Raw genomic sequence first — 24,171 nt, forward strand, 5'->3', positions numbered from 1 at the left:
CGGAAACCCTCGCGGAGCGTAGGGCAAACTGCAGGCATGGAGCCTGCCATGACCACCAAGCGCATCACCAGTCTGGACGCGATCTATAACGCCGAGGACGGCCCGACCTTCATGACCGGCATCCAGGCCCTTGTGCGCCTCCCGCTCATGCAGCGTCGCCTCGACCGGCTGCGTGGCCTGAACACCGCAGGCCTGGTGTCCGGCTATCGCGGCTCCCCGCTGGGCGCCTACGACCAGCAACTCTGGAAGGCCTCGAGACATCTCGCGGCCCACGACGTCACCTTCCTGCCCGGGCTCAATGAAGATCTCGCCGCCACCGCGCTGTGGGGCGCCCAGATCCACCGGGCCTATGGCGACACGCGCGTCGATGGCGTCTTCGGCGTCTGGTACGGCAAGGGCAACGGCGTAGACCGCTGCGGCGACGTCTTCCGCATGGCCAACATGATGGGCGCGTCCGCCCTGGGCGGAGTCCTGGCCGTGGGCGGGGACGACCATGCCGCCCAGTCCTCCATCTTCCCGCACCAGACGGACGGCATCTTCCAGGCCGTCATGATGCCGGTCCTGCAGCCGGCCGATGTTTCGGAGATCCTCTCCCTGGGCCTGGCGGGCCTCGAGCTGTCGCGCTTCAGCGGCCTCTGGGTGGGCTTCAAGACCATCGCCGAGGTGGTCGAAAGCGCCGCCAGCTTCGAACTGCCCGCGGCAGATCCCGGATTCGTTCGCCCGGCCACGCTGGCGCCCGCGCACGGCCTGAACTGGGACCCGGGTCTCGCCTGGCCTGCTCAGCGGGCCGAGTACGAGCGGCGCGCGGTCGAGGAGCGGCTGCCGGCGGCGATCGGCTGGGCGATCGCCAACCGTATCGACCGTCCGGTGATGACCGCGCGACGCCGCGACCTCTGCGTCGTCACCGTGGGCAAGGCCCACCAGGATGTGATGCAGGCGCTGCACGATCTGGGCATTGGCGGGGCTGAAGCCGAGGCCATCGGTCTGTCCATCTACAAGGTCGCCATGAGCTGGCCTCTGGCCGCCGAGCCGCTGATCGCCTTCGCTGACGGCGCACGCGAAATTTTGGTGGTCGAAGAGAAGGCGGCGGTGGTGGAGGAGCAGCTCAAGGCCGCCCTCTTCAACCGATCCGGGCCGCGAGCAAAGATCAGCGGCAAGACCGATCCAGAGGGCCGGCCGCTGCTGCCGCAGACGGGCGAGTTCAACGCCAGCCTCGTGGCCGAGGTTCTCGCCGCCCGGCTTGGCGATGGCGAGGCGATCGGTCTTGCGGACCGCCTGGCGGCGCTGCGCAGCCGCAGGCGCTCCGCCGAGATCGTGCCCTTCCCGGCCCGCAAGCCGTTCTTCTGTTCCGGCTGCCCGCACAATACGTCGACGAAGACGCCGGATGGCTCGATCTCGGGCGGCGGCATCGGCTGCCACGTGATGGCCGTGTCTCAGCCGGCGCTGAAGACCTCGACCTTCAGCCAGATGGGCGGTGAAGGCCTGCAGTGGGTGGGCGCAGCGCCCTTCTCCAGGACCGGCCACATCTTCCAGAATCTCGGCGACGGCACCTACCAGCATAGCGGGCTGCTGGCGATCCGCGCCGCGATCGCGGCCAGGTCGAACATCACCTACAAGATCCTCTACAACGACGCCGTGGCGATGACCGGCGGCCAGCCCGCCGAAGGATCGCTGGCGCCGGAGAAGATCCTCGCCCAGCTGGTCGCGGAAGGGGTGGAGGACGTGCGGCTGGTCAGCGACGACGCCGCACGCTGGCGCGGCGCGAGCCTTCCCCAGAGCGTGCGCATTCACGACCGGGATGACCTGGACGCGGTCCAGCGCGAGCTGCGGGAAACTCCGGGCGTCACCGCGATCCTCTACGAGCAGACCTGCGCGGCTGAGAAGCGGCGCCGGCGCAAGCGCGGCGCCTTCCCTGATCCGGACCGCCGCCTGTTCATCAACCCCCGGGTCTGCGAGGGCTGCGGGGACTGCTCGGTGCAGTCGAACTGCATCGCCGTCGAGCCCCTCCAGACCGAGTTCGGGCGCAAGCGCCGCATCAACCAGTCGAGCTGCAACAAGGACTTCTCCTGCGTCAAAGGCTTCTGCCCGAGCTTCGTCGAGATCGAAGGCGCCAGGGTCCGCAAGCCGGACGCCGCCGCCGTCCGGGCCTTCGAAGCCGAGCGCTTCCCGACCCTGCCTGAGCCGACGCGCCTTTCGCAGTCGGACGTCTGGAACATCTATGTCGCCGGAATCGGCGGCCTGGGCGTCCTCACCGTGGGCGCCCTCCTCGGCACGGCGGCGCACCTGGACGGCAAGGCGGCGACGGTCCTGGACTTCACCGGTCTTGCGCAGAAGAACGGCGCCGTCGTCAGCCAGGTGCGCATCGCGCCCGAGCCCGGCGACATCGCCGCGGTCCGGATCGGACCTGGCGAGATCGACCTGATGATCGGCGCCGACGCCGTGGTCGCGGCCGGTGCCGACGGCCTCGCCAAGCTTGGCCGAGGCCGCAGCGCGGTCGTCCTCAACACGGACGAGAGTCCGACTGCGGACGCGGTCACCGATCGCGACGCCGCCCTGCCGATGGCGGCCATGACCAGGACCCTGCTGTCCCGGGCCGGCGAGCGAGGCTTCTCACTCTCGGCGACCCGGATCGCCCAGGGCCTGTTCGGCGACAGCGTGCCGGCGAACATCTTCCTGGTCGGCTACGCCTGGCAACAGGGCCTGATCCCGGTCTCCGCGAGCGCCTTTGAAGCCGCCATCGAAGCCAATGGCGCGGCCGTGGAGCTGAACCGGCGGGCGTTCGCCTGGGGACGGCTCGCGGCCGTGGATCTCGCCGCCGTGGAGCGGGCCGCAGGTCTCGCGATGGCTCCTGCGAACGCAGCGCCGGAGAGCCTCGACGACCTCATCGCCCGCCGTGCGGGGGATCTCACCGCCTACCAGAACGGCGGGTACGCGCGTCGTTATCTCGAGCTCGTCGAGCGCGCGCACGAGGCCACCCGCGCCTTCGGCCCCGCAGGAGAGGATTTCGTCCGCGCGGTCGCGGTCAACGCCTACAAGCTGATGGCCTATAAGGACGAGTATGAGGTGGCGCGCCTCTATTCCGAACCGGAGTTCCGGCAGGCGCTGGCGGGTCAGTTCTCCGACTCCAGACGGGTCTCCGTCTGGCTCGCACCGCCGCTGCTGTCCCGCACCGACCCGCGGACCGGCCGCCCGGCCAAGCGCAGGTTCGGGCCCTGGGTGTTCACGGCCTTCGCGGCCCTCGCTCGTCTCAAGAGCCTGCGGGGCACGTGGGCCGATCCTTTCGGATACACCGAAGAGCGGAAGAACGAGCGGCGCCTGGCGGCCGCCTACGATCGCGATATCCGTGAGCTGTCCGCCCGTCTGACGCGGCAGACGCTCCCGGCCGCCACGGAATTCGCCAGCCTGCCGCAGGGCGTGCGGGGGTTCGGCCCGGTAAAGGCCAAAGCCATGGCGGCGTACGAGGCCCGTCGCGCCGAACTCCTGGCGCAGCTTGTCGCCGCGCCCATTGAGCAGGCCGCCTGAGACGGCCGGAGGCGACGCGCCGGCGCACACGCGCCGGCGCGTCGCCCCCCCCCCCCGGCCCGGGTGGGCTGCGATCTTACTTCAGGTGCCCGGAGAGATGCTTGCTCATCTCGAACATCGAGACACGGTCCTTGCCGCCGAAGATCGGCTTCAGCTTCGCGTCGGCGACGATCTCGCGCTTGTTCTGCGGGTTCTGCAGCCTGTTGGTCTTGATGTAGTCCCACACGCGCGAGACGGTTTCACCGCGGGACAGCTGACCGGCGCCGACGATCTGGGCGAGTTCGGCTGAGGGGGTGAGAGGCTTCTGCAGCGCGTTGGTCGTGGCCTTGGCCATTGATGTGTCTCCTGTCCAGACCGCAGGTTTCGGCGAGTCGCCGCGGCCGGAAAGCCGGGCCGTAGCGTTGCGTCCGCGGGCCTGCCTCGCCTAGGCTCCGGTATGGCTGTCCCTGTGCTTTTCCATGGCGGCGCGCCGCACGCGCTGACGCGACTTCAGGTCGCCGACCGGGGCGGCGGCGCCTATGACGAACGCTGGCTCCAGACCCTCATACAGACCTGTCCCGAGGTGCTGCCCACCCAGGAGATCGAACCCCTCTTCGGTCGCCTGATCCCGGCGGCGATGGAGGTGCCCTGCGGACACGGCGCCATCGACAACCTCTTCGTGACGCCGAATGGCGGCATCGCCCTCGTCGAAACCAAGCTCTGGCGGAACCCCGAGGCGAGACGATCGGTCGTCGCCCAGGCGCTCGACTATGCGGCCGCCATCGCCCGAATGGACTACGGGCAGTTCGAGGCGGCCGTGCTGGCGGGGCTGCCCAACCCCGGCGCCGGCCGACCGCGCGCGCTCTACGACCTTCTGGCGGAGGAGCCGGAAGCGCTCGAAGAGCCTCGCTTCATCGATGCGGTGGCGCACAACCTCAAGACTGGCCGCTTCCTGGTCATCGCCGCCGGCGATGGGATCCGGGCCGAGACCGAGACCCTCGCGGGCCTCCTGCAGTCGCATGCGGGCGCGCGGTTCACCTTCGCGCTCGTGAGCCTCGAGCTGTTCAGAACGGCGACGGACCAGATCCTCGCCGTTCCACGGACTCTGGCCAGGACGGTGCTGATCGAGCGTGGCGTCGTCCGCATCGTCGATCCCCGCATCGAGATCGAGAGCGCCCCGGCCGCGACCGCGACCGCGCCCCGGACGTCCATGACCGAAGAGCTCTTCATGGAAGCGCTTGCGGCCCGCAGCCCCGCTCTGCCCGGCCACCTGCGCGCCTTCCTCACGCGCCTGACATCGCTTGGCGTCGAGCCTGAATGGCGCGCGAGCCTGAACCTCAAGTGGTACGGCGAGAACCTGGCGGTGAACCTGGGCTACATCCGCAAGGAGGGCTTCCTGTCGACGGACGCGACCTCCTACACAGCCAGGTCAGCGCGAGACGCGGCCGTGCGCTACCAGCAACGGCTCGCCGACCTCGTCGGAGGCCGGGTCGTCCAGCGCTCGGAGGTCAACGGTCCATACCTGACCACCCGCGACGGGCGCAGCAATGTTCGACTGGAAGCCCTGCTCCCGGAGCACGCGGAGGCCTGGGAGGCGGCGGTGGCCGAATTCATTGAGGCGCTGCAGCAGGCGCCCGCGATCGCCGACGCCGACTGACGCCCCGCCAGACAGAGACAGAAGATGCCCAGGAAGAGACTGCTGCTCGTGGCGTTTGACCTGACGGAAACCACCCCAGGCGACGACCGCTACCGCGTCGCCGACAGGACGCTGTCCGAGTTCGGCGAGCTCTTTCGCCCCGTGAAGCAGATCCGTCTCCTGCTCTCGGACAGGCCGGCGGACCAGATCAGAAACTCGCTCCTGCAGAAGATCGGCGGCGGGGAAACCGTGCTCATCGCCCGGGTGAACAATATCCCCGCCTGGCGGATCACCCGCGCCAGACAGGCCCAGTGGCGCGCCTTCGTGGACGCCGTGGACGCCGCCGGCGTTCCCATCACCAATCTCACCCGCTCGGTTCAGAGCTGACCCTGGGCTCGGGGACGCCCAGCCAGGGCCTTCACCTGCGCCCCCGCCCCAACTAGGGTCAGGCGCCCCCGCGTCCCTGGAGCGATGAGATGGCTGAGGTCCATCCTTACGTCCAAGATCTGCTTTCGCCCCTGCTCAGATCGCGTCTCGCCGCCGTCGGAGAGGTCGCGCTCTCGCGGCTCGTCGCGGCCGAGACAGCGCCGGAGCGGGAAATCGAAGGGATGGGCGCCCGTCCTGATGAAACGGCCGGCGATCGCGGCCGACGGCAGCTGGAGCTCGCCGATCGCGTGGTCGCCGGCGCCCTGAAACGGGAGCTCCTCCTGTTCGAACGCACCCTCGAACTGCTCCGGCGGATCGGCGCGGACCAGCGACAGCGCGAAGAGGTACGCCTGGAATCGATCCGGGTGGGCGATGACGGGGACCGTGCCGAGGATCTGATCACCGGCGCCCGGCGTGCGGGCCTGCAGACGCTGCTCACAGCCTGGAGGAAGGGCGTCGAGGTCACCCGCGAAAGGCTCGCCGCCGATGGAGACTGAAGACGTCGAACAGGAAATCGAAGACGCCGCCGATGCGCTTGGCGTCGTTGCGCCCGGGCTCGGGTCTGGCAAGGGCAAGGCCTACGAGGCGTGGGTCCTGTTCGAGATCGCCGCCCGGCTTCTCGGCCTCGGATATCCGGTCGAGGCGCACGCGCCAGACGGCCAGCCGGTTAGCACGTTCCGGCTGCGCGGCTCTCCGAGCGGCATGTCCGCCGCGAGCTTTGGCCCGACCTCGGACAAGCCGTCTCACTTCAGGGTGGAAGGGCAGCGGACGGTCCTGGAAATTCATGCCGGCGTGCAGATGCTGGGGGTCAGCGGCACGCCCCACGAGGTCGACGTCAGCGTACTGCCTGCCACGGCCGGCGAGCAGCTCCGCGCAGCCGGCGGAGGCGCGTACCTCGGGCGGCTGCACCATTGCCTCGAACTCAAGGCCTATGACGCCGAGTACAAGCTGAGCCAGGGAATGCCGCGCGCGCTCCTGGGCGTTGCGCTCGATCTTGACCCCGCCTGGGCCATCCCCCAGGTGGGCTACATCACGCATGGCGGCGCAGTGCGCGTCCATACGCGGGCGCAACGCATACGCTACGCCCTGCTCACCAGCACCGACCTATACGACCATTCCCGCACTCTGCTGGAACACCACGGCGTGCTTGCCGGCGAGCAGGTGCTCCCACGGCTCGACGAAGGTCCGATCGACCTGATCGTTCAGGAGCTCATCGAGATCCTGGGGCCGCCGCCGCCGCCTCCGAGCTACGCCCGTCCGCTACGGCCCCTCAGCCGCAGGCTGAAGCTCTCGACGCCCTGACGCGGCGAGGCTGGTCATGGGTGAATCCAGGCTGAGGCTGCGCAGACGGGACCGGCTGCTGCAGCTCCATCGCTTCTGCTGTTTCTGCAACGGGGATCGTCCGGCCACGACGGTGGACCACGCGCCGGCCCGCATCTGCTTCAAGGGCAAGGTCGGCCCGGAGGGGTTCGAGCTTCCGGCATGCGAGCCCTGCAATCGGCAGACCGCGCTCAGCGAACAGGTCGCGGCCCTGTACCTGCGGATGGCCGACCAGGGCGGCCGCCACTTCGACGCGGCCGACCTGAACAAGCTGATCTCCGCCGTGGCGAACAACGCGCCTGAGTGTCTTCCCGATCTGGGGCTCTCCGCCAATGAGAAGCGCCGGACGCTGCGGGAGCGCGGCCTCGCCTCACCGCCCGGCGCCTTCCTTTACGATGCGCCGGTCGTGGGCATCCCGGCCGCCGTGAACCGGCACCTCGAAGTCTTCCTGCGCAAGATGCTCGCGGCCCTGTTCTATCGGGAGGCCGGGGGATTCGTCGGGCCCGGTCACGGGCTGATCCTCCAGTGGGCGCAGGCCGGAACATCCGCAGCGGCGGACCTCGAGCAGAACGCAGCCGACTGGTTCGGCGTCTTTCGTCTCGGCGGCCGCCCCAATGTGGACATCGGCGATCAGTTTGCATTTCGCTACGGCTATCACCCCGGCCACGGGTTCTTCGGGCTCTGGATGGCCTTCGCCTCGTCGTTCAGGTTCTTCGCCGTGGCAGGGCCACGTGATGAGCTGGCGACCATCGACGACCCGTCCTTCGTCCATGACTGGATGCCGCTGCATGCCTGTCGCGGCGTGATTGAAGACCGCACGCGACCAGAGCGCTAGGTGATGCCGTCCATTGCATCACTCGCGATGTTGATGCTGTGGCCTGCATCAGAAGTTGCCTCCAGAGCCCCGGCGTGATATCTCACAATACATCAACCTCGTGGTCGATATCATACACGACATCATGCCGACGGCCCTCCTCACCCAGCTCAGGGATGCACGCAAGGCAAAGCTCTGGTCGCAACGGGATCTGAGCGAGCGCGCGGGCATTCCTCAGGCGCATATCTCCCGCATCGAAAGCGGGGCGATCGACCCCAAGGTTTCCACCCTCCAGGATCTCGCCCGCGTTCTGGACCTCGATCTCGTGCTGGTGCCCCGCACGACGCTCACGGCCGTAGACGCCCTGGTCCGTGAAAACGCCGGCCAGGAAGACAGCCAGCGCCTCAGGGAAGTGGTCGCGGAAATGTATTCCGCCGCCGAAAAGCTGCAGGCGATGGCCGGCGGTCTCAGCGACCGGGTTGCCGACGTCGCCGACGAGCTGTCGAAGCTCGAACTCGCCGAGATCCCTCCCTGGATCCGAAGCGACATCCTCACGTCGACCTACGGGATCAGCAAGGCCATCAGGGCCGCCAACACCCGGGCCCTGGACGATGCGCTGACGCACCTGCGCCCGCTCCTGACTGACGCCGTGGTCCGCGGCAGCCGCAACAGGGCGCGGCCCGCCTACACTCTGGACGACGAGGCCTGACCATGCCCGGCCTCGACGTCTGGATCGGCGCCCGCCGGGTCGGCGCCATCACCTATCTTGGCGGGGACCGTTCCGTCTTCGCCTTCGACGACGCCTACGCCGACGATCCCCGGCGGCCGACGCTCAGCCTGGTCTTCAAGAGCGCGGCTGGCGGCCTGCTCCGCGAGGTTCGCCCGACCCGGGCGCGGGCCCATCCCTACTTTTCCAACCTGCTGCCGGAAGGCCCCCTGCGCGACTATCTTGCGAAGCGCGCTGGCGTGAACCCGACCCGCGAACTGCACCTCCTGGCCATGCTCGGCGATGACCTGCCAGGGGCCGTCGTCCTCACCGTCCAGGAGGAGGCGCCCCTGCCCCGCGACGCCGAGCCACGTCGCTTCTACGGCGGCGGCGAGCCGACCGCGCTGCGCTTCTCCCTGGCCGGTGTTCAGCTGAAATTCTCGGCGGCTGAAAAGGCGCAGGGCGGTCTCACAATCCCGGCCCACGGCGTGGGCGGCGACTGGATCGTCAAGCTCCCTTCCTCCCGCTTCAACGGCGTCTCGGAGAACGAATTCTCCATGATGACCCTCGCGGCCGCCATTGGCATCGAGGTCCCGCAGGTGCGCCTGCTGTCGCTCGAAGATATCGAAGGCCTGCCCGAGGACATCGGCCGTCTTAAGGGGGCCGCCTACGCGGTTTCCCGTTTCGACCGCTCCCCGGAGGGTGAGCGCATTCACATCGAGGACTTCGCACAGGTGTTCGGCGTCTTTCCAGAAGCCAAGTACCAGCGCGCCTCCTATCGCAACATCGGTCAGGTCCTGTGGCGGGAAACGGGCGAGCCGGGCTATGCGGAGTTCGTCCGACGCCTGGTGTTCAGCGCGCTGATCGGCAACGCCGACATGCACCTCAAGAACTGGTCGCTCATCTATCGGGATGGACGAACGCCGAGCCTGGCGCCGGCATACGACCTCCTGTCCACAATAGCCTATCTGCCGGACGACAACGCGGCGCTGAAGGTGGCGCGCAGCAAGGCCTGGACCGACTTCGACGCCGATGAACTCGCCGCCCTCGCCGACGGCTCCGGCGCCCCGCAGCGACTGACGCTGCGGCTGGCGCGGGAGACCGTCGACGCCTTCCGGTCGGCCTGGGCCAGCGAGGCGGCCCACCTGCCGATGGGCGACGACGTGCGCCAGGTGGTCGAGGCGCAGCTCGACCGGGTTCCGATCGCCCGCGGCTGACGGAGCGCCGCCGACAGGCGCCCCAGACGACAGTCGCGGACAGGCCCGACAGCGTCATCCCAGCGCGCAGACAGCCTCGTCGGCATGCCGGTCAAGGAGCCTGCCGAGCGGGGTGTCGGCCGGTTCGATCATCTCGAGGAGGCGCGTCAGGACCCACCCGGGTCGCTCTGCGAAGTCGCCGCGGCTGAAGTCCTGCAGGCCGAGATCGACACTGTTCGCCTGAGCGCCTGCAGGATCATCAAGCAGCCTCGCCGCCAGCCGGGGCAGGACCCAGAACAGCACGAGCGTGTGACCGATGCGATAGCGGATCGCCGCCCGATTTGCGTGGCTCACCGCCGCGCCAAGCCTCACCGAGGGTCCGTGGTCTGCCGCGACCGCCTGCCTGAAGCGCGCGATCCAGCCCCGCTCGCGCGGATATCCGGCCGTACAGAAGTAGAGCGCAGGATCCTCAAGGATGCGGCGCGGCGACGTCAGCGCCCCGGCGCTCTCAACGCGGCGACGCGCCGCCCCCGTCATCGCCCGTGCGCGCAGGAACAGCCGCGTCGTCTCGGCATGAAGTTCGGAGCCGTCCGCCGCATATTCCCGCTGAAGGCCGCCCCAGCGCTGGTAATCGACAAGGCGATAACCGCAGGCCTTGTCGTCGACGAGCGTCTCGTGGGCGTCTTCCACCTCGTAGGGACGGAGGACCTGATCCACCTTCAGCTCGAGGGCGCGAAACGCCGCCAGACGAGAATCTCCCGCGTTCGTGCGGCCGATCGAGCCTTCGAGAAGAACATTCGCGCCAGCCGCCGCGCGCATGCGCTCGACGTACCCTGGCAGGTAGTTCGTGTCCGCGTCCCCCTGGAGGATCAGGACATCTCCCGCCGACAGGCCCCGTCGCCGGGCGAGCCGGGCCGCATGAAGCACGCCTCGATGGCGGGGCGGGACGAAGCCGCGTTCGCGCTCCCGCACGCGATGGATGCGGCCCTCTCCCCGCGCCACCAGGTCCCCGAGTACGTCCCAGGTCGCATCCGTCGATCCGTTATCGACGAGAATGAGATCGGTGGCCGACGGGAGGCGATCGGTCTCCCCGGCCAGAGACATTGCCGTCGCGCGAACGCCGGCCTCCTCATTCAGACAGGGGATGACGACGGCGACGTGCATCGCCGGAGGCTCAGCGCGGCCGGACCCAGCGCATCAGGCGCTGCGACAGGTCGGCGGGGGTGACGTCCTCGTAGCCCGCCGCCGCAGCAGCCCGCGTCGACGCCTCGTTGGATTTGCGCATGTGGGCGTAGATGGTGTCGTACTGGCTCTCTTCGCTCGCCAGTCGATAGGCGATGCGGCCGACGCCCCGGCCCTGGCTTTGCCGATTGAGATAGATCTGGATTGAGGCGTGAGGGCCGATCGGCGGCTCATCAATCCAGTTGATGAAGATCCGACCGGCGCGGGACGACTTATGGAAGATCGCCCAGGCCTCGCCGCCAGGGCCGCCGCCGGACTCCGGCCCGCCTTTTCCACGCACGAGCCGTACGTCGTCGGGCGAGACCCGCTCCTCCGGCGGAGCCGGGGTGACCGGCCTGGGCTTGGGCGTGGCGCGCGCCGCCGGACGGCGCCTGGGAGGTTTAGCCATAGAGCTCCCCCAGGTGTTCCCGCAGGGCGTGCTCGGCGGCATTCCAGAGCTCGGAAGGAAAGAAGCCCGGAGAATAGGCGATGACCGCATCCTCGATCCGGGAGACCAGACCGTCACGCTGAAGCGCGTCGGCCACGCTTCCAATATTCGCGATGACGGCCTCAGCTGGCGGATCGAGCCGCTCAGGCCTTTCGGCCCAGTCTCCATCGCCGTCGAAGCGATTGTTGAAGTAGTCCATGTCGATGTGGAGAAGCACGGGCCCTGGGGCGAGGTCCTTCAACCAGTCCTGCACGTCTGGCGTCAGCATGTAGCGCCCGGCCCCGGCATGAACATCCGGGACCAGCTGGATCGCAGGTCGCATCGCGTCGAGGTCGATGAGGTCGTCGGGCGTTAGGCGCCGCTGGATCTCGAAGACAGCGGTCGATGGAGCCTTCGGCGGCTGACAGAGGTGTCTGACTTCGGCGTTGGGGAACGCGTGCAGCACCGGCGTCAGGAAGCTGCCCATCCCGACGGCTCCACTCTCCAGCGCCCGGCGGACGCTGTCTGGCCTGCGGAAGTCGAAGGCCCCGCCGGTGATCGGGTCACGCCAGCCGCCATCCTCCACGAACAGGCGCGGCGCCATCAGATCGCGGTGATCGTCGACGTGGAGGATGGTCAGGCGCGCGCCGGGATCCGGACGCGAAGCCGCCGCCCACTCCGCCCAGCTGACGAGCGTCCAGGTGTCGTAGAGCGCTGTCGTGACGCGCCCCTGCCGGCGCACCGCCTCGACCATCTGACCAAGGCCCGGCGCCCACCCCTCAAGGTGCTCGGCGAGCATCAGATCGACATGACGTTCGGGTTCGTCCGGCCAGCGGAAGTCGAGGCGCCAGCCGCCGTCCTCCGGGGTCGCCACGGCGTCACGGTCGCAGAAGTAGTCTCGCAGGCGTGCATGCCGGGCGTGCGGCTCGTCCGGCAGCCTGTCCCGCGGCAGCCACACGCTCAGGCCGCCAGAGACACGGCGCGCCGCGAGCGGAGCACGGCGGCCAGGGCCTCGCCGGCGCCCGTGAGCTGGCGCTGCTCCAGCGTGGCGAACGCCTGAGCCAGGTTGCGCTCGGTGTCCGCCAGCTGATTGCGGGCCCGCGTGAGCATCCGAGGCGGCCCTGAGGCGAGGACATGCTCCCAGAAGCGGCGCAGCTCCACGAAGACGAAGATGGCGTGAAAGAGACCGGAGACCGGTCGCAGGTCTTCGCGCCAGGGAGAGACGACGAGATCGCCCGGAAGCGTGGTGGGGAACCGGCGTTCGAAGAGATAGAGCTTCTGATGCCGATGCTCATGGAGCAGGGAGTCGGCCAGGTCATAGGCGTCGATCAGGCCATCGCCCTGCCGGACCGAGACAAAGAGCGCGCCCGGCACGGCGTCATCGCTGAACGAGACGATCTTGTCGGGATGCGCTGTCGGATCACGGATGAACTGCACCGCAGGGCTCGTGGCCGCGATCTCCCGCCCCAGAGCCGGCCGCCACGCCGCCAGGATGCGAAGGGCCTCCTCCACGAGCGGTCGCGCGGCATCGGCGACCTCTTCCGGCTCGAAGGCGATCGCATCCCCAAAAGGCCGGCGCAGCCAGCGGTCGTCCGCGCCGACGATCGGGGTCTCGATCGGCGACCTGCACAGTCGCTCGATATCGTCGACATAGTCCGGATCGAAGCTGAGGGGCGCCCCGGACACGTCGCAGACGGTCCGCCCGTCACGCGCCGCGAGCGTGACGCCGCTCCACGCGACCACGCCCGGCTGCCAGCTGATGCTGTCCAGACGCTCGGCAGACAGCGTCAGGATGCGCAGCGCCGTCTGACCGGCCGGGCCGCCCTGCCCGGCGACGTAACGCAACGCCGCGTCCAGGGACTCGCGGTGCGCGCGGCTGGCGTTCTCGCGGAGGTTCGCCATCACCGCCTCGCCCGTTTCAGCGAGCTCGAAGGCGTCCACGTCGATGTCGAGCTCGGGCTCGCCGGCCTCCGTTTCCAGAGCTTCACTCAGGCGAGACTGAGCGTGCGCGATCAGCGCCTTCATCTCGCGGCAGTAGACTGTGGGATTGCTGAAGCCGCCTTCGCTCCAGCGGTGTGGCACGGCGCCGCCGCCACAGATGTCCACGACCGCGCACTCCTGGCACGTCGCGCAGAGGCCGGATCGCGCCAGCAGGCGGCGATGGTCTTCCAGTCGCACCGAACTCGCCGCCTCGGCGATCGAGGTGTCCTTTACGCCGCCTCCGAGCTGGGTGCCGTTGCCCACCACCTTCAGGACATCGAGGTCATGGTAGGTCCCATCGGTCTCGACAGAGATGAGGCTGACGTCGCCGAACCCGAAGGCGTCAGTTCCGGACGGCAGGCCCATGATGGCGTCGAGCAGCGCCTCGAAACTGCGCACCGGCAATGACGGATAGTGATCGAGCCAGGTGTCGAAGGCCCGCAGCAGCCAGCGCACGTAAAGGTCTTCGTCGGCACTCCGTCCCGGCGGCGGGCGTCCATGGTGCGCATCCGGCAGCAGAAAGTCGACGCGCGGCGGCGCGTGACCTGCGAAGTACTCGAGGAGCTCGGCCGGGTCGGTGCTCGCATCGATCACCGCGATCACGCCCGCAAAGACGCCCGGCCGGAGCTTCAGCCGTTCCAGGGCGGCTTCGACCCTGTCGAAGCTCGAGCGACGCCGGCGCGTGGTTCGATGGAGGTCGTTTACGGCGCGCGGACCATCAAGGCTGAGCGAGACGCCAATGCCGTGCGCCTCGAAGAGGTCGAGCGCTTCGTCGTCCAGCAGCAGCCCGTTCGTCTGCAGGCCGATATCGATGTCGATGTCAGGACCCGCCGTTTCACGGATTAGACGGGCGAACGCGCAAAGCGACGCCGCGCCCGCCAGGAGGGGCTCGCCGCCGTGGAAGATGACGGCCGCCCGCTTCAGATCGATGGATCGCGCGTACTCCGCCAGCCGCCGGGCGAAGGCCTGCCGGTCCTCATCACTCAGGACCTGCGGCATCGACCGCCACGCCTGATCGGCGTGGTGATAGACATAGCAGTAGTCGCAGTCGAGGTTGCAGCGGGACGCCACCTTGACGAGGAAGGATGAGATCCTCGCGGGCGTCATCGCTCAGCCTACGAGCGGTTGTGACGGTGATGCATCCGGTCGTAGCTGGTGATCACTTCGCTGGCCTGAGCGTCCGAGCGAAGGCGGCCCTGGAGCCGCTGAAACGCCGGGTTGGCCATCCTGGCCTTCAGGACGGACGTCCGGAGCGTGGTGTTCTGCGCGGTCTGCATAGTCGCGTTCTCCTTCTACAGCAGAGTTAAGATCCATCGTCGAATACTGCAACCCCAAATTGCCGCTTTGCACGATACATGCATAAGGGCTCCCTGTTGAGGAAATGCGCTCCGGAGTGCCTGCCGTTGCTGGGGCAGGATTTGCTTGGCGCGGAGCGCCACAAGGGTTGGTTCTGGAGTTCGAGTGCGACTCGCCAGGGCTGGAATCGCTCGGCGCATGGCATCACATTGATCACCGGGTGCCCTTTACGGAGCTGAGGTTCAATCTCAACGCGCATCCGTACCGGCATCTCCGGTGATCCTTCCGGCTACCTGTCCGCCGCGATCGCGGCGATCACCACGATTTTGATGACAACGTCCGGCAGCGGCCCTCCCGCCGGGAAGTCGGCATCTCGCTCGCCGAGCTCCAGTCCGAGCCTGGAAAGTCCATGTCTAAGCAGTTCCAGTTCCGCTCATCCTCGACGATGGACGATGCGCCTCATCCTTCGAGGCCCGCCACGAGAGCGCCTCCGACGCGATCACCTTTGCGACCAGGCTCCCCGCCGCGGAAGCCAATTCGATCGAGCTCTGGAAGGCCCGTTTCGTCGGCCGGTTCGATGTCGGCCGGCCGCGCGCCGCTGATCACCTGCTCCGACTGGAACGCGGCCGGCGGACTAATCCAGCTCCAGGGCCCTCAGGTTGCTCATTCGCGCGGGCGGCTCCCGCACCGTGATGGCGACGTGCGCGCCCGAGTACAGCCAGGAGTCCTTGTAGAGCGGTCCGCCTTCGATGAATGCGCCACGCACCGTCTCGTAGACGATGTTCTGCTGCTCCCTGGCGAGCTGAACGGCCCGTTCGATCACCGCGAAGTCGAGCTCGTTTCGCCCGTAGTCCTTGTAGTCGCCGAACCAGCCGGCCCGCACGTCGCCGTTCTGGAGTTCGAAAGGCTTCTGCGTGATCTGCAGTCTGTCGATCGACCCGTCGGCGACCATGATGCGATGAGCCGTGCGGACGACTTCCTGACGCGACGTTGCTGTCAGATCCAGACAGGTCGTCAGATCGATATCCGCACGAAGGATGCCGGGGCGACCGTTCTTCTGCATGGCGCGGCGGGTCGCATAATACGCGGCCGCTTCGGGGTTCCCCTCGAAGAAGTAGAGCCCTGAGCCAAGCCAGCGCGCCTTCGACCGCGGCCGAGCGTCGAAGCGCCCTTCAGCCATGGCGCAGGCCTGCTCATAGAGCGTGCCGTGATAGGCGGTCACGATGCGGGACATAGGCGAAGGAGCCGGGCGACGTTCGCCGCGAGTGGCTTAGCGCGCCTTCGACGAGCGCTCGAGATCCTCCGCCATCGCCAGCAGGCGATCGTAGAGCGGGAGGATACCGCGACGTTCTTGCGGGTTCGCGAAAGCTTCTTCGGCCAGCGCCGAGTTGTCCGCGATGAGTTTGAGATGGCTGCGGTAGGCGCGAGCCGGGTCGCTTGAGGCAGGGGACGACGCCGGCGGATCCTCATCACGCTGAAGAACACCCGTCAGTCCCGGGCGCAAGCTCTCGGGGATCAGGCTCCAGAAGAACCAGCGTTGCCGCCTTGGCGCGCGGGGGACGCCCGGTTCATCCACCGCGTCGCGCACCAGGAAGCCAACGGCCTCAATAGCCCCTTGCGAAGGGCGTGTGGGAGCGACCGCGCCCTCTTCCCAGCTCCAGAAGTGCTCACTCATTGTGCAATCTGCGCCCCCCTTGCAGTGCCGCGGGTCCCGACGGGGTTTTGCCCCTCCAGGACAGATAGTTCGAACAGAGCCATGAACGCGCTACTGGCGAAGATCTGCGCCAGCTTCGGGCACACCTGATCGTCGAAGCGCGCCTGTAGGCTGTCGACGCAGAAGAATCCAGCGATGTTGTGCCGCGCGGCTCGGCTCGGGGACTTGATCGGGCTCACCAGCGTGCTGTTGTACAGTCGCGGCCACAACTGATTTCCGTTGTGATAGCGGCCCTCTCGCTTCGCGGTCGCCAGATCATTGTCGATGTAATAGTCGCGCCCCCCGCGTTCGGCGATGATGTCCACGAACGGCGAGTGCTGGTCGTAAGGATACTCTTCGGCAGCCCCGTATACGCCCTGACGGACGAGCTGCGAGCGGCCGTCCCGCACCGTCGTACGGACGTTCGGCGTAGCGCCCGGACCAGGCACAAGCAGCTTGATGGCTACGGCGCAGGGCTCGTCAGTGTAGGCGTCGAAGGCGGCCTTGGCCTCATCGGTGAGGAACTGGAGAAACTCGCGGGTGCGCGCCGCGCGCGTTTCGATATCGACTGCGTCTGCGTCACGGGCGGCCAGCAGGGAAAGCTCCGCCCGCGCGCTGGCCACATTGCCGATGTGCCGTAGCAGGGACGCCGTCTTTTCAGCCCTACGCACCGCGCCCTGGGTCCGGGCGCGGCGAGCGTCGACATAGAGGATGGCGAGCGCGATCGCAGCAAAGACCAGGACGGCGTTCGCGAGGACGAGATAGGCTGTCGTGAAGTCGACAGGGACGCCCCGTTCAAGCGCATGTCCCATAGCGAACAGCGTGCCGATCGCTACGCCGCACGCGAGGGCGACGATCATCAGCGCGCCATAGGGGCGAATTCGGGTCAATGTCGTCGCCGGAAAGACTTCGAAGACTGCTGTTACCTAGACCGATTTGGCAGACTACGCCATGTGCGCCGATACAACGCTCCGAAGCGGGCCAAAGCAAGGCGCTCCAGCCTCTACCTTGCAGCTGCGTGTGACGCACCTGAAAGCTCGCGCCCTGCCAGGTGACGCTCCAGGCGAAACGCGGTGATCCAGCTTACAGACGCGACCTCCGCGGCTCAGACTTCTGCAGGAATTCCATGGCGACGGTGATTCGAGACGATCTCAGCGACAGGCTGGTGCACCTGACCAAGGGCGACGGCGAGAACGCCGCCCTGACTTTCTTCAAGATCCTGGATGATAGCGCATTGCTGGGAGGCACGGGGTTCATCAAGGGCGGCCACACGTGCGTCTGCTTCAGCGAAGCTCCCCTCGCCAAGCTGCCGCAGATCCTGGCCATGCCGCACGAGAACGTCAGGTACCGGCCTTACGGCCTGATGTTCCGCAAAAGCTGGGTCTTCGCCAAGGGCGGCCGACCCGTCATCTACCAGCCTGATCACGACTACGATCGGCTTCCGCCGAGCCATCAGCACCTGCACGTGCGGTTCTACCTCGGAGGCGCGCACCCCATCGATCACACCTGGGAGCGCGAATGGCGGATCAAGACCCCCCGTCTCGACTTCACACCCGAAGATGTCACGGTCGTTGTCCCCACCCGCAACGTCTCCGATGGACACAAGGAACATTGGTCCGACGTTCAGGCCGCCCTTCGAGCTCAGAACCCAGGGCATGCGGTCATCCCCTACCCCTGGCACGTCGTGGCCCTCGAGGACCTCGGAATACCGATCCCTGAAGGCCTCGACTGACGCGCGCGCTCCCCGGCTCGCAACCGGCGTCCGACGAGCTGTGAATCGAATCCTCTGGCGCAACGCGAGCTGCAGACCTTCAGCTCCTGGTCGGGAGCTGACTTCGTCCACCGTCGCCTTGCAAGCCCATCAAGGCTAAGCTTCCCACAGCACCTGGGAGGCCTGCATTGCGACTGACATTCGCTGCCGCCGCGGTCGCAGCCGCTCTGGCCTCGCCGGCCGACGCTCAGACCGACCCCCTGCCGCCCCGGTCCGAACTGTACACGATTGAGTACCTCGTCGGGCCAGATGGGCGCCTCCTGCACGTGCTGAAGGGGATCGACGACAAGCAGCAGTGCGAGAACATCGACACCGGAAGCATCTCGACGAGGAACATTGGCGCAAACGGGGCGCGCCTGGTCAGCGATGCGCTCGTTGTCTCGCCGCAAGGCACTTTCAACTACTACCTCTGGATCGTCGAGAAATCGGGCATCCACACCGTCTTCAGAGCCGGTTACATCGTCAGGAACTGCAGCCTGACGGAGACGCGGAGCCAGCAGAGCTATTACTCGGGCGACAACCGCTACCGACAGGCGGCGAGCGCCTACAACGCCTTGCTGCGCACGGGCCTGGCCGCACCTTGAGCCTCGACCTGCCCTGAGTTGCGGCGCAGCGCGGTCGCACCTGCTGAACGAGTTCCGCCCTGGGGAGGGCGTAGCTGCGGTCACAGTCTGGCGGCCCTGCCGAGGCGACGGTATTTGCCTTGCGATGTTTCCTGAGCCGCCATTCGTCCTGCTGGAAGACCGCATCGGCCCAGCCCGCGGCGGACATCTCTATTCGGACATCTCGGAGGTTCATGTCTGCCGGGTTGCAGAAGGCGTTCAGGCCAGCCTGTCCGCCGTAGAACGGGCGGCCACGGCCGGAGGACATGTCGCCGGCTGGTTAGCCTACGAGTGCGGGGCCGCCTTCGAGCCCCGGCTGTCCCAGCGCGCAGGACCCTCGGAGGGCGAGCCGCTGCTTTGGTTCGGGGTGTTCCGGCATCGCGAAACCCTCAAAGCAGCGGCCTTGGACCGGCTGTTCGCGGGGCGGCCGCCGGCGGCGCCCATCAGGCGCCTGCGCTATGACGAGGATCGCGAGGCGCATGTCGCGCGTGTGCGCCGGGCCCTGGAGCTGATCGCGGCCGGCGACCTCTATCAGGTGAATCTCACCTTCCCGCTTCGCTTCAACTACGGCGGCGATCCGCTGGCGCTGTATGCGGCCCTGCGAGCCCGCCAGCCCGTGGCGCACGGCGGCGTCGTGGCCACCGGCGACGCCTGGCTCCTCTCCGTTTCGCCCGAGCTGTTCGTGGAGGTGAAGGGCGAAGAGGCCACCACGCGCCCGATGAAGGGCACCGCGCCGCGCGGGCGGGATCCCGCCGCCGACGCCGCAAAGCTCGCAGATCTCCGCGTCGACCCCAAGCAGCAGGCGGAGAACCTCATGATCGTTGATCTGCTGCGGAACGACCTGTCGCGGGTCTGCCGGCCCGGATCGGTGCGGGTTCCGGACCTCTTCACGCCCGAGACCTACCCGACGCTGCATACGCTGACTTCTACGGTCACTGGCCGGCTCCTGCCCGGCACGACGCTGTACGACCTGCTCCGCGCCCTTTTTCCGTGCGGCTCGGTCGTGGGCGCACCGAAGATCCGCGCTGCGGAGGTCATCGCCGAGCTCGAGCCCGTCCGCCGCGGTGTCTACACGGGTGCGATTGGAGCCCTATCCCCGACGGGCGACCTTCGCTTCAACGTGGCCATCCGAACGGCGACTCTCCGCGATGGCCAAGGCGACTACGGCGTCGGCGGGGGCGTCGTCGCAGACTCCGATCCCGACGCCGAGTACGAGGAAGCCCTGCTGAAGGGACGTCTGCTCTCTGATCTGGCCGAAGATTTCCAGCTTATCGAGACCTTGGGTTGGGCGCCGGGGGGGTTCGTCCGGCTGGGGCGGCATCTCGCGCGGCTGCGGTCATCGGCTTCGAAGCTGGGATTCCGGTGTGACGCGGCCGCGCTGGAGGCGCGGCTCCAGGCGGAAGCCCGGAGCTGGAGGTCCCTCGCCCCCCGCCGCGTGCGCATTCGCCTTCGGCGCAACGGCGGCTTCGAGATCTCGTCCGAGGCGATCGAGGTCCCGGCTCTGGCGCGGCGCAAACTCGTGATCGCGCCGGGGCGGCTCGACGCGGCAGATCCGTTCCTGCGGCACAAGACGAGCTTCAGGGACAGGCATGAGACGGCGTTCGCCTGGGCCCTGGCGGCGCAGGCCGACGAAGCCGTTCTACTGAATCGCGACGGCTGGGTCGCCGACGCATCGCGCGCCAGCATCTTCGTCCGCCGGGCCGACAGGCTGGTGACTCCGCCCGTCGAGGATGGCGCTCTGCCTGGCGTCCTCCGCGCCATGCTCCTGGAGCAGGGAGAGGCGGTGATCGAGCGCCTCTCCCCCGCGGATCTCGCGGCCGGAGATGTGTACGTCGGAAGCAGCCTGCGCGGGCTGCAGCCGGCCACGCTTCAATTGACCGAGGAAACCGTCTGAGCCTCAGGCGCGCCGTCGCTCCGGACCTTTGTACTCAGGATCCGCGCGCCGACGGCGATCCGGCCCGACATAGTCCTCGCAGGTCACGAAGCCGCGGGCCTGGTAGATCAGGCGGTGAAGCCGCTCGTAGAGGCGCTGGGCGGTGAAGGGCTTGGCCAGGAACTCGTTCACGCCGCTGTCCCGCGCCTCTGCGACCGCCTTCGCCGAAGCGTGGCCAGTGAGCACCAGCACCGGCAGGAACGCCAGTGGGCTGCGGCGCACCTGGCGCACGAAGGCGAAGCCATCGCCGTCGGGGAGCTTCCGATCGACGATGATCAGGTCAAAGGATTCCTGATCTAGCCAGCCGAGCGCGGACGCAATGGTTTCTGCCGTTCGCACGTTGGTGCAGCCCCAGCTGGCCAGCACCGCCCGGACGATAGTGCCCATTTCACGGTTATCCTCGACGAGAAGGACGCGGATGCGGCGGAGGTCCATGGCGGTCAGATGGCGGACACCGACGCCAGGGCCTGGGATGTCTTTCGGTCGTCAGGACGTTTAAGCGCACTCACCATGGATCGGGTTTAGAGCCAGCCTCCGGCGCAGAGCCACGAGCCTGGGGTTGTGCCGGCGCAACTCGCGCCACGAGGCCGCATGGCTCGCGCAGAGCGTGAACGCCCCTCGCAGCGGTTGCTAGCCGATCTCGGCGAATGCGTTCCCTCTCGCACCTATGGAAGCCATGATCGCAGAACTCGTGGAGATGCGGGATGCAGCCGCGTCAGGGAGCGTTTCCCGGCGACTCGCCGAGCGGTGCCTTGAGATCTGCTTCCAGGAAATCGCCGCCAACGACGCGATCTTCCCGCCGCCGCCGCTCTCCGTCGTTGACGACCTCATCCGCACCATCAGCGGAGCACGGGACGGGCGGCGGGGCTCGCCGGTCCGCCCCGCTTGAGTTCCAGATTTTCGACCAGCCGCCCCAGCCGAGCCGCCGACGGCGCCGGGCGGGATGGAGCTCGTGCGGCTCGACGGAGGTCCCGATCCACGGCGGCGCTGGCTCGCGCCTTGCCGCAGCGAGGCTCGTCACCCTGGTGTTCCATGCCCCAAGAACCAGACCGCCCGAACGTTGGCGCTTGGTCGAGTATGCGCCATGAGGAGAACTTGGGATCAGGCCGGAGAGCGGAAGTTCAGCGAACGCTGCAGCGACTGCCCGCGGTCTCCGCCAACTTTCGGTCAAGCTTCTCTGCGTTCCTCGCCACTCGCGAGAGGACGGCGCCATGCGCTTTTGGGTTGCGTTGACGATTTCAGCGGCGTTGACCCTACCGGGCTTCGCGGTGGCGGCTCCCACCGCGACTGAGATCTTTGCCGCGGCAAAGGCCGCTTCCGGGGGCAAGGCTTGGGACGCGTTGACTGGATCCTATGAGAAGGGCTCCCATGGACCGGTGACCTACGAGACCTGGCTGGACTTCCGCGCCTACGGCACACGGATGATCAGCGTGACGCCGAACGGTTCTCAAGAGCAAGGGTTTGACGGCGCTGTCGCGTGGCGCCGGGCCGGGAGCAACCCAACCCAAAGCAGCCGCGATCCGGCGGCCCTACGCGAGGCGGTGATCACCGCGTACGTGAGCAACAACGGCTTCTTCTTCCCTGAGCGCTTCCCGGCCAGAACCGACTACCTCCGACACGATGACCTGCCCCCTTCCTGATCCCTCGGTTTGAGTGAGAGTCCGTCACCCTGAGGAGACGGACGTGAAGAAGAGCAGGTTCAACGAGGCGCAGATCATCGGCGTGCTGCGGGAGCAGGAGGCCGGGAGCCCGACGGCGGAGGTTTGCCGGCGGCATGGGATCAGCGAGCAGACCTTCTACCGGTGGAAGGCGAAGTACAGCGGCATGAACGTGTCGGATGCCCAGAAGCTGAAGACGCTGGAGGACGAGAATCGGCGACTGAAGAAGCTCTTGGCGGAGTCCATGCTCGACGTGTCGGCGCTGAAGGACCTGCTGGGAAAAAACTGATCGGGCCTGCAGCGCGCCGGGAGGCCGTGCTTCGCCTGATGGCGGAGCGCGGCTTCTCGCAGAGGCGCGCCTGCGGGCTGGTCCAGGTCGATCCGAAGACAGTGCGCCGCGTGGCCCAGCCAGGCGATGCGGAGGTACGCGCCCGGCTGCGGGGCCTGGCGGCGGAGCGACGCCGCTTCGGCTACCGGCGGCTCGGCATCCTGCTCGAGCGTGAAGGCGTCAGCATGAACAAGAAGAAGCTCTTCCGGCTGTACCGCGAGGAGGGCTTGGCGGTGCGAAGGCGGCGCGGCCGCAAGCGCGCCACCGGCACGCGGGCGCCCATGGCGCTGCCGGACGGGCCGAACCAGCGCTGGAGCCTGGACTTCGTGGCCGACACGCTGAGCTGGGGCCGGCGCTTCCGGATCCTGTGCATCGTCGACGACTTCACCCGCGAGGCGCTGGCGCTGGTGGTCGACACCTCGATCGGCGGCCATCGCATGGCCCGCGAGCTGGACGCCCTGATCGCCCGGCGCGGCCGGCCGGCGACCATCGTTAGCGACAACGGGACCGAGATGACCAGCCGGGCCATGCTGGAATGGACCAACCGCACCGGCGTCGACTGGCATTACATCGCGCCCGGCAAGCCGCAGCAGAACGGCTTCGTCGAGAGCTTCAACGGCAAGCTGCGCGACGAGTGCCTGAACGAGGAGGTCTTCGCCAACCTCGCCGAGGCCCGGGCTGTCATCGAGCGCTGGCGGCTCGACTACAACCACGTCAGGCCGCACTCGGCGCACGGCGGACTGACCCCGGAAGCCGTGCGTCTGAACCCCGCGGCCGGCCGGCTGCGCAACTTGATCAGCTCCACCGCCCGGCCGCTACCGCCGGCGCTGGAGATCAGCTACCAACCCCCTGGGCTCTCATAATGATCGAGGGACCGGCGGGGGGCAGGTCACGGGCTCCGAACTCGTCGGCGGCGTCTCTCAGAGCGGGTAGATAAAAAAGTGGAGCGTAACCGAAGAAATTTGAGAGATTAGTCGCTCGTTGCGACTTGTTGGTCAGCGGTTGCCCGGCAGCGTCCAGGAATTCCCAGCTCGGCTCGAAGCCCTCCTTTTCTTCGCTCCATTGGCAGGTTACCCGCAGCGCCGCCAAATTGGCTCCCTGATCGGAAAGCACGAGCTGGTCTTCCAGTGCCGCAACCATGTCTGGATCCCACGGCTCGTCAGGGTCTTCTTCGAACTTGAGGCTCACGCGGACCGGCGGGGCGGCTCGCGGATCTATCGCCTCTCCTGGGCAGTGCACGTCATATTCTGTGAAGCCAGTGCCTCTCTGCCCCCAGCGGCGGGTCAGAACGATGCGGATGGCCTCCATGATGGCTGTCTTGCCGGCGTTGTTGGCGCCTATCAGAACGGTGGTCTCATCGAGGTCGAGTTCCAGCTCGCGGACGCAGCGGAAGTTCTCGATCCTTACGCTACTAATTTGCACGCTTCCCCCCACAGGTTGTGGGTGGAGAGTACCCAACTGTGGCGCTTAGCCAATGGTTGGAGGAGCTTGCGCAGTAGGGCTGCCGGATGGGGCGGGTCGCATCCGAAAATCTAACGCAAACGGCTCCCGGGAAACTGACCTTCTGAAGGTCGGCTAAGAGTCACGACCAGCCTTTGGACGCTGGGGGCCGCGTTCAACGCACGACTTTCCAAACGCTGTCGCCATTGAGATCAGCTAAGCT

The 24,171-nt window shown here is 67.7% G+C and carries 25 protein-coding genes; 14 read left to right on the top strand and 11 right to left on the bottom strand.

What is annotated here, in order from left to right:
• The first annotated feature begins 48 nt into the window (after positions 1 to 48).
• On the top strand, positions 49 to 3,522 hold the full coding sequence (locus tag PHZ_RS13180) for an indolepyruvate ferredoxin oxidoreductase family protein (RefSeq protein WP_012522931.1): 3,474 nt from the start codon (positions 49 to 51) through the stop codon (positions 3,520 to 3,522).
• Between the two features lie 76 nt (positions 3,523 to 3,598).
• On the opposite strand, the gene PHZ_RS13185 is transcribed toward PHZ_RS13180, so the two are convergent.
• The gene (locus tag PHZ_RS13185) at positions 3,599 to 3,856 is read right to left on the bottom strand and encodes an SWIB/MDM2 domain-containing protein (protein WP_012522932.1); all 258 of its coding nucleotides are present in this window, start codon (positions 3,854 to 3,856) and stop codon (positions 3,599 to 3,601) included.
• 102 nt (positions 3,857 to 3,958) lie between these two features.
• On the opposite strand from PHZ_RS13185, the gene PHZ_RS21760 reads away from it, so the two are divergent.
• The 7 genes from PHZ_RS21760 to PHZ_RS13220 all read left to right on the top strand — a co-directional run bounded on the left by PHZ_RS21760 (position 3,959) and on the right by PHZ_RS13220 (position 9,620).
• Positions 3,959 to 5,158, top strand: a complete 1,200-nt coding sequence (locus PHZ_RS21760; protein ID WP_148216862.1) for a hypothetical protein — start codon at positions 3,959 to 3,961, stop codon at positions 5,156 to 5,158.
• Positions 5,159 to 5,182: 24 nt separating this feature from the next.
• Positions 5,183 to 5,524 (top strand): hypothetical protein, encoded by a 342-nt coding sequence (locus PHZ_RS13195; protein ID WP_041373528.1) that lies wholly within the window; start codon positions 5,183 to 5,185, stop codon positions 5,522 to 5,524.
• Positions 5,525 to 5,613: 89 nt separating this feature from the next.
• Positions 5,614 to 6,060 carry a hypothetical protein gene (locus PHZ_RS13200; protein ID WP_041373529.1) on the top strand — a complete coding sequence of 149 codons (447 nt, stop codon included), beginning with the start codon at positions 5,614 to 5,616 and terminating at the stop codon, positions 6,058 to 6,060.
• Positions 6,050 to 6,865 (top strand): hypothetical protein, encoded by an 816-nt coding sequence (locus PHZ_RS13205; protein WP_041373530.1) that lies wholly within the window; start codon positions 6,050 to 6,052, stop codon positions 6,863 to 6,865. The genes PHZ_RS13200 and PHZ_RS13205 overlap by 11 nt, the downstream gene beginning before the upstream one ends.
• Before the next feature lie 16 nt (positions 6,866 to 6,881).
• Positions 6,882 to 7,718 (top strand): hypothetical protein, encoded by an 837-nt coding sequence (locus PHZ_RS22480; protein ID WP_012522934.1) that lies wholly within the window; start codon positions 6,882 to 6,884, stop codon positions 7,716 to 7,718.
• 124 nt (positions 7,719 to 7,842) lie between these two features.
• Positions 7,843 to 8,406, top strand: coding sequence for a helix-turn-helix domain-containing protein (locus PHZ_RS21765; protein ID WP_148216863.1), 564 nt, complete (start codon positions 7,843 to 7,845; stop codon positions 8,404 to 8,406).
• A 2-nt stretch (positions 8,407 to 8,408) separates the two neighbouring features.
• Positions 8,409 to 9,620 (top strand): type II toxin-antitoxin system HipA family toxin, encoded by a 1,212-nt coding sequence (locus PHZ_RS13220; RefSeq protein ID WP_012522936.1) that lies wholly within the window; start codon positions 8,409 to 8,411, stop codon positions 9,618 to 9,620.
• A 54-nt stretch (positions 9,621 to 9,674) separates the two neighbouring features.
• On the opposite strand, the gene PHZ_RS13225 is transcribed toward PHZ_RS13220, so the two are convergent.
• The 8 genes from PHZ_RS13225 to PHZ_RS13255 form a co-directional block, all read right to left on the bottom strand.
• Entirely contained in the window at positions 9,675 to 10,763 is a 1,089-nt protein-coding gene (locus PHZ_RS13225) for a glycosyltransferase family 2 protein (protein WP_041373531.1), read from the bottom strand.
• Positions 10,764 to 10,773: 10 nt separating this feature from the next.
• Entirely contained in the window at positions 10,774 to 11,229 is a 456-nt protein-coding gene (locus PHZ_RS13230; RefSeq protein WP_148216864.1) for a GNAT family N-acetyltransferase, read from the bottom strand.
• Positions 11,222 to 12,121, bottom strand: coding sequence for a hypothetical protein (locus PHZ_RS13235; RefSeq protein ID WP_201765244.1), 900 nt, complete (start codon positions 12,119 to 12,121; stop codon positions 11,222 to 11,224). The genes PHZ_RS13230 and PHZ_RS13235 overlap by 8 nt, the downstream gene beginning before the upstream one ends.
• 86 nt (positions 12,122 to 12,207) lie before the next feature.
• Positions 12,208 to 14,334: a cyclophane-forming radical SAM/SPASM peptide maturase YhhB gene (yhhB, locus tag PHZ_RS13240; RefSeq protein WP_012522938.1), complete on the bottom strand. Its 2,127-nt coding sequence runs from the start codon at positions 14,332 to 14,334 to the stop codon at positions 12,208 to 12,210.
• 8 nt (positions 14,335 to 14,342) lie between these two features.
• On the bottom strand, positions 14,343 to 14,504 hold the full coding sequence (yhhA, locus tag PHZ_RS23145; protein WP_187149079.1) for a YhhA family cyclophane-containing RiPP: 162 nt from the start codon (positions 14,502 to 14,504) through the stop codon (positions 14,343 to 14,345).
• Positions 14,505 to 15,157: 653 nt separating this feature from the next.
• Entirely contained in the window at positions 15,158 to 15,757 is a 600-nt protein-coding gene (locus tag PHZ_RS13245) for a hypothetical protein (RefSeq protein WP_012522939.1), read from the bottom strand.
• Positions 15,758 to 15,793: 36 nt separating this feature from the next.
• Positions 15,794 to 16,198, bottom strand: coding sequence for a hypothetical protein (locus tag PHZ_RS13250; RefSeq protein ID WP_041373532.1), 405 nt, complete (start codon positions 16,196 to 16,198; stop codon positions 15,794 to 15,796).
• Complete coding sequence (locus PHZ_RS13255) at positions 16,195 to 17,076, bottom strand: hypothetical protein (protein ID WP_041373533.1); 882 nt, start codon at positions 17,074 to 17,076, stop codon at positions 16,195 to 16,197. Before PHZ_RS13255 ends, PHZ_RS13250 begins: the two co-directional genes overlap by 4 nt.
• A 266-nt stretch (positions 17,077 to 17,342) precedes the next feature.
• Here PHZ_RS13255 and PHZ_RS21770 point away from each other — a divergent pair, with 266 nt between their 5' ends.
• From PHZ_RS21770 to pabB, 3 genes are all read left to right on the top strand, one after another.
• Positions 17,343 to 17,948, top strand: coding sequence for a hypothetical protein (locus PHZ_RS21770; protein ID WP_049758249.1), 606 nt, complete (start codon positions 17,343 to 17,345; stop codon positions 17,946 to 17,948).
• Between the two features lie 167 nt (positions 17,949 to 18,115).
• Complete coding sequence (locus PHZ_RS13265) at positions 18,116 to 18,571, top strand: hypothetical protein (protein ID WP_041373534.1); 456 nt, start codon at positions 18,116 to 18,118, stop codon at positions 18,569 to 18,571.
• 124 nt (positions 18,572 to 18,695) lie between these two features.
• The gene (gene pabB / locus PHZ_RS13270) at positions 18,696 to 20,483 is read left to right on the top strand and encodes an aminodeoxychorismate synthase component I (protein ID WP_012522940.1); all 1,788 of its coding nucleotides are present in this window, start codon (positions 18,696 to 18,698) and stop codon (positions 20,481 to 20,483) included.
• A 3-nt stretch (positions 20,484 to 20,486) separates the two neighbouring features.
• Here the strand turns inward: pabB and PHZ_RS13275 are convergent, their stop codons facing one another.
• Positions 20,487 to 20,957 carry a response regulator gene (locus PHZ_RS13275; RefSeq protein ID WP_012522941.1) on the bottom strand — a complete coding sequence of 157 codons (471 nt, stop codon included), beginning with the start codon at positions 20,955 to 20,957 and terminating at the stop codon, positions 20,487 to 20,489.
• A 232-nt stretch (positions 20,958 to 21,189) separates the two neighbouring features.
• On the opposite strand from PHZ_RS13275, the gene PHZ_RS13280 reads away from it, so the two are divergent.
• The 3 genes from PHZ_RS13280 (at position 21,190) to PHZ_RS13295 (ending at position 23,371) form a co-directional block, all read left to right on the top strand.
• Positions 21,190 to 21,411: a hypothetical protein gene (locus PHZ_RS13280; RefSeq protein WP_148216866.1), complete on the top strand. Its 222-nt coding sequence runs from the start codon at positions 21,190 to 21,192 to the stop codon at positions 21,409 to 21,411.
• Positions 21,412 to 21,733: 322 nt separating this feature from the next.
• A complete protein-coding gene (locus PHZ_RS13285) occupies positions 21,734 to 22,162 on the top strand; it encodes a hypothetical protein (protein ID WP_041373536.1) in 429 nt (142 codons plus the stop codon).
• Positions 22,163 to 22,205: 43 nt separating this feature from the next.
• A protein-coding gene (locus PHZ_RS13295) for an IS3 family transposase (protein ID WP_407946656.1) occupies positions 22,206 to 23,371 on the top strand; the annotation gives its coding sequence in 2 pieces (ribosomal slippage) (positions 22,206 to 22,464 and positions 22,464 to 23,371; 1,167 coding nt in all).
• Here the strand turns inward: PHZ_RS13295 and PHZ_RS22195 are convergent.
• Complete coding sequence (locus tag PHZ_RS22195; protein ID WP_187149080.1) at positions 23,343 to 23,930, bottom strand: ATP-dependent nuclease; 588 nt, start codon at positions 23,928 to 23,930, stop codon at positions 23,343 to 23,345. The genes PHZ_RS13295 and PHZ_RS22195 overlap by 29 nt on opposite strands.
• Positions 23,931 to 24,171: the final 241 nt, after the last annotated feature.

The organism is Phenylobacterium zucineum HLK1, from assembly GCF_000017265.1.
Lineage (GTDB): Bacteria > Pseudomonadota > Alphaproteobacteria > Caulobacterales > Caulobacteraceae > Phenylobacterium > Phenylobacterium zucineum.

Excerpts from the sequence above, each read along its gene's own strand:
- PHZ_RS13255 (WP_041373533.1), bottom strand. The coding sequence starts at position 17,076 with ATGATCGTCGCCCTCGCGTGCGGCGTAGCGATCGGCACGCTGTTCGCT.
- PHZ_RS13195 (WP_041373528.1), top strand. The coding sequence starts at position 5,183 with ATGCCCAGGAAGAGACTGCTGCTCGTGGCGTTTGACCTGACGGAAACC.
- PHZ_RS21770 (WP_049758249.1), top strand. The coding sequence starts at position 17,343 with ATGGCGACGGTGATTCGAGACGATCTCAGCGACAGGCTGGTGCACCTG.
- PHZ_RS13225 (WP_041373531.1), bottom strand. The coding sequence starts at position 10,763 with ATGCACGTCGCCGTCGTCATCCCCTGTCTGAATGAGGAGGCCGGCGTT.
- PHZ_RS21760 (WP_148216862.1), top strand. The coding sequence starts at position 3,959 with ATGGCTGTCCCTGTGCTTTTCCATGGCGGCGCGCCGCACGCGCTGACG.
- PHZ_RS13280 (WP_148216866.1), top strand. The coding sequence starts at position 21,190 with ATGGAAGCCATGATCGCAGAACTCGTGGAGATGCGGGATGCAGCCGCG.
- PHZ_RS13185 (WP_012522932.1), bottom strand. The coding sequence starts at position 3,856 with ATGGCCAAGGCCACGACCAACGCGCTGCAGAAGCCTCTCACCCCCTCA.
- PHZ_RS13180 (WP_012522931.1), top strand. The coding sequence starts at position 49 with ATGACCACCAAGCGCATCACCAGTCTGGACGCGATCTATAACGCCGAG.
- PHZ_RS13200 (WP_041373529.1), top strand. The coding sequence starts at position 5,614 with ATGGCTGAGGTCCATCCTTACGTCCAAGATCTGCTTTCGCCCCTGCTC.
- PHZ_RS13275 (WP_012522941.1), bottom strand. The coding sequence starts at position 20,957 with ATGGACCTCCGCCGCATCCGCGTCCTTCTCGTCGAGGATAACCGTGAA.
- PHZ_RS13220 (WP_012522936.1), top strand. The coding sequence starts at position 8,409 with ATGCCCGGCCTCGACGTCTGGATCGGCGCCCGCCGGGTCGGCGCCATC.
- PHZ_RS22480 (WP_012522934.1), top strand. The coding sequence starts at position 6,882 with ATGGGTGAATCCAGGCTGAGGCTGCGCAGACGGGACCGGCTGCTGCAG.
- PHZ_RS13230 (WP_148216864.1), bottom strand. The coding sequence starts at position 11,229 with ATGGCTAAACCTCCCAGGCGCCGTCCGGCGGCGCGCGCCACGCCCAAG.
- PHZ_RS13245 (WP_012522939.1), bottom strand. The coding sequence starts at position 15,757 with ATGTCCCGCATCGTGACCGCCTATCACGGCACGCTCTATGAGCAGGCC.
- PHZ_RS21765 (WP_148216863.1), top strand. The coding sequence starts at position 7,843 with ATGCCGACGGCCCTCCTCACCCAGCTCAGGGATGCACGCAAGGCAAAG.
- pabB (WP_012522940.1), top strand. The coding sequence starts at position 18,696 with ATGTTTCCTGAGCCGCCATTCGTCCTGCTGGAAGACCGCATCGGCCCA.
- PHZ_RS13205 (WP_041373530.1), top strand. The coding sequence starts at position 6,050 with ATGGAGACTGAAGACGTCGAACAGGAAATCGAAGACGCCGCCGATGCG.
- PHZ_RS13285 (WP_041373536.1), top strand. The coding sequence starts at position 21,734 with ATGCGCTTTTGGGTTGCGTTGACGATTTCAGCGGCGTTGACCCTACCG.
- yhhA (WP_187149079.1), bottom strand. The coding sequence starts at position 14,504 with ATGCAGACCGCGCAGAACACCACGCTCCGGACGTCCGTCCTGAAGGCC.
- yhhB (WP_012522938.1), bottom strand. The coding sequence starts at position 14,334 with ATGACGCCCGCGAGGATCTCATCCTTCCTCGTCAAGGTGGCGTCCCGC.
- PHZ_RS13250 (WP_041373532.1), bottom strand. The coding sequence starts at position 16,198 with ATGAGTGAGCACTTCTGGAGCTGGGAAGAGGGCGCGGTCGCTCCCACA.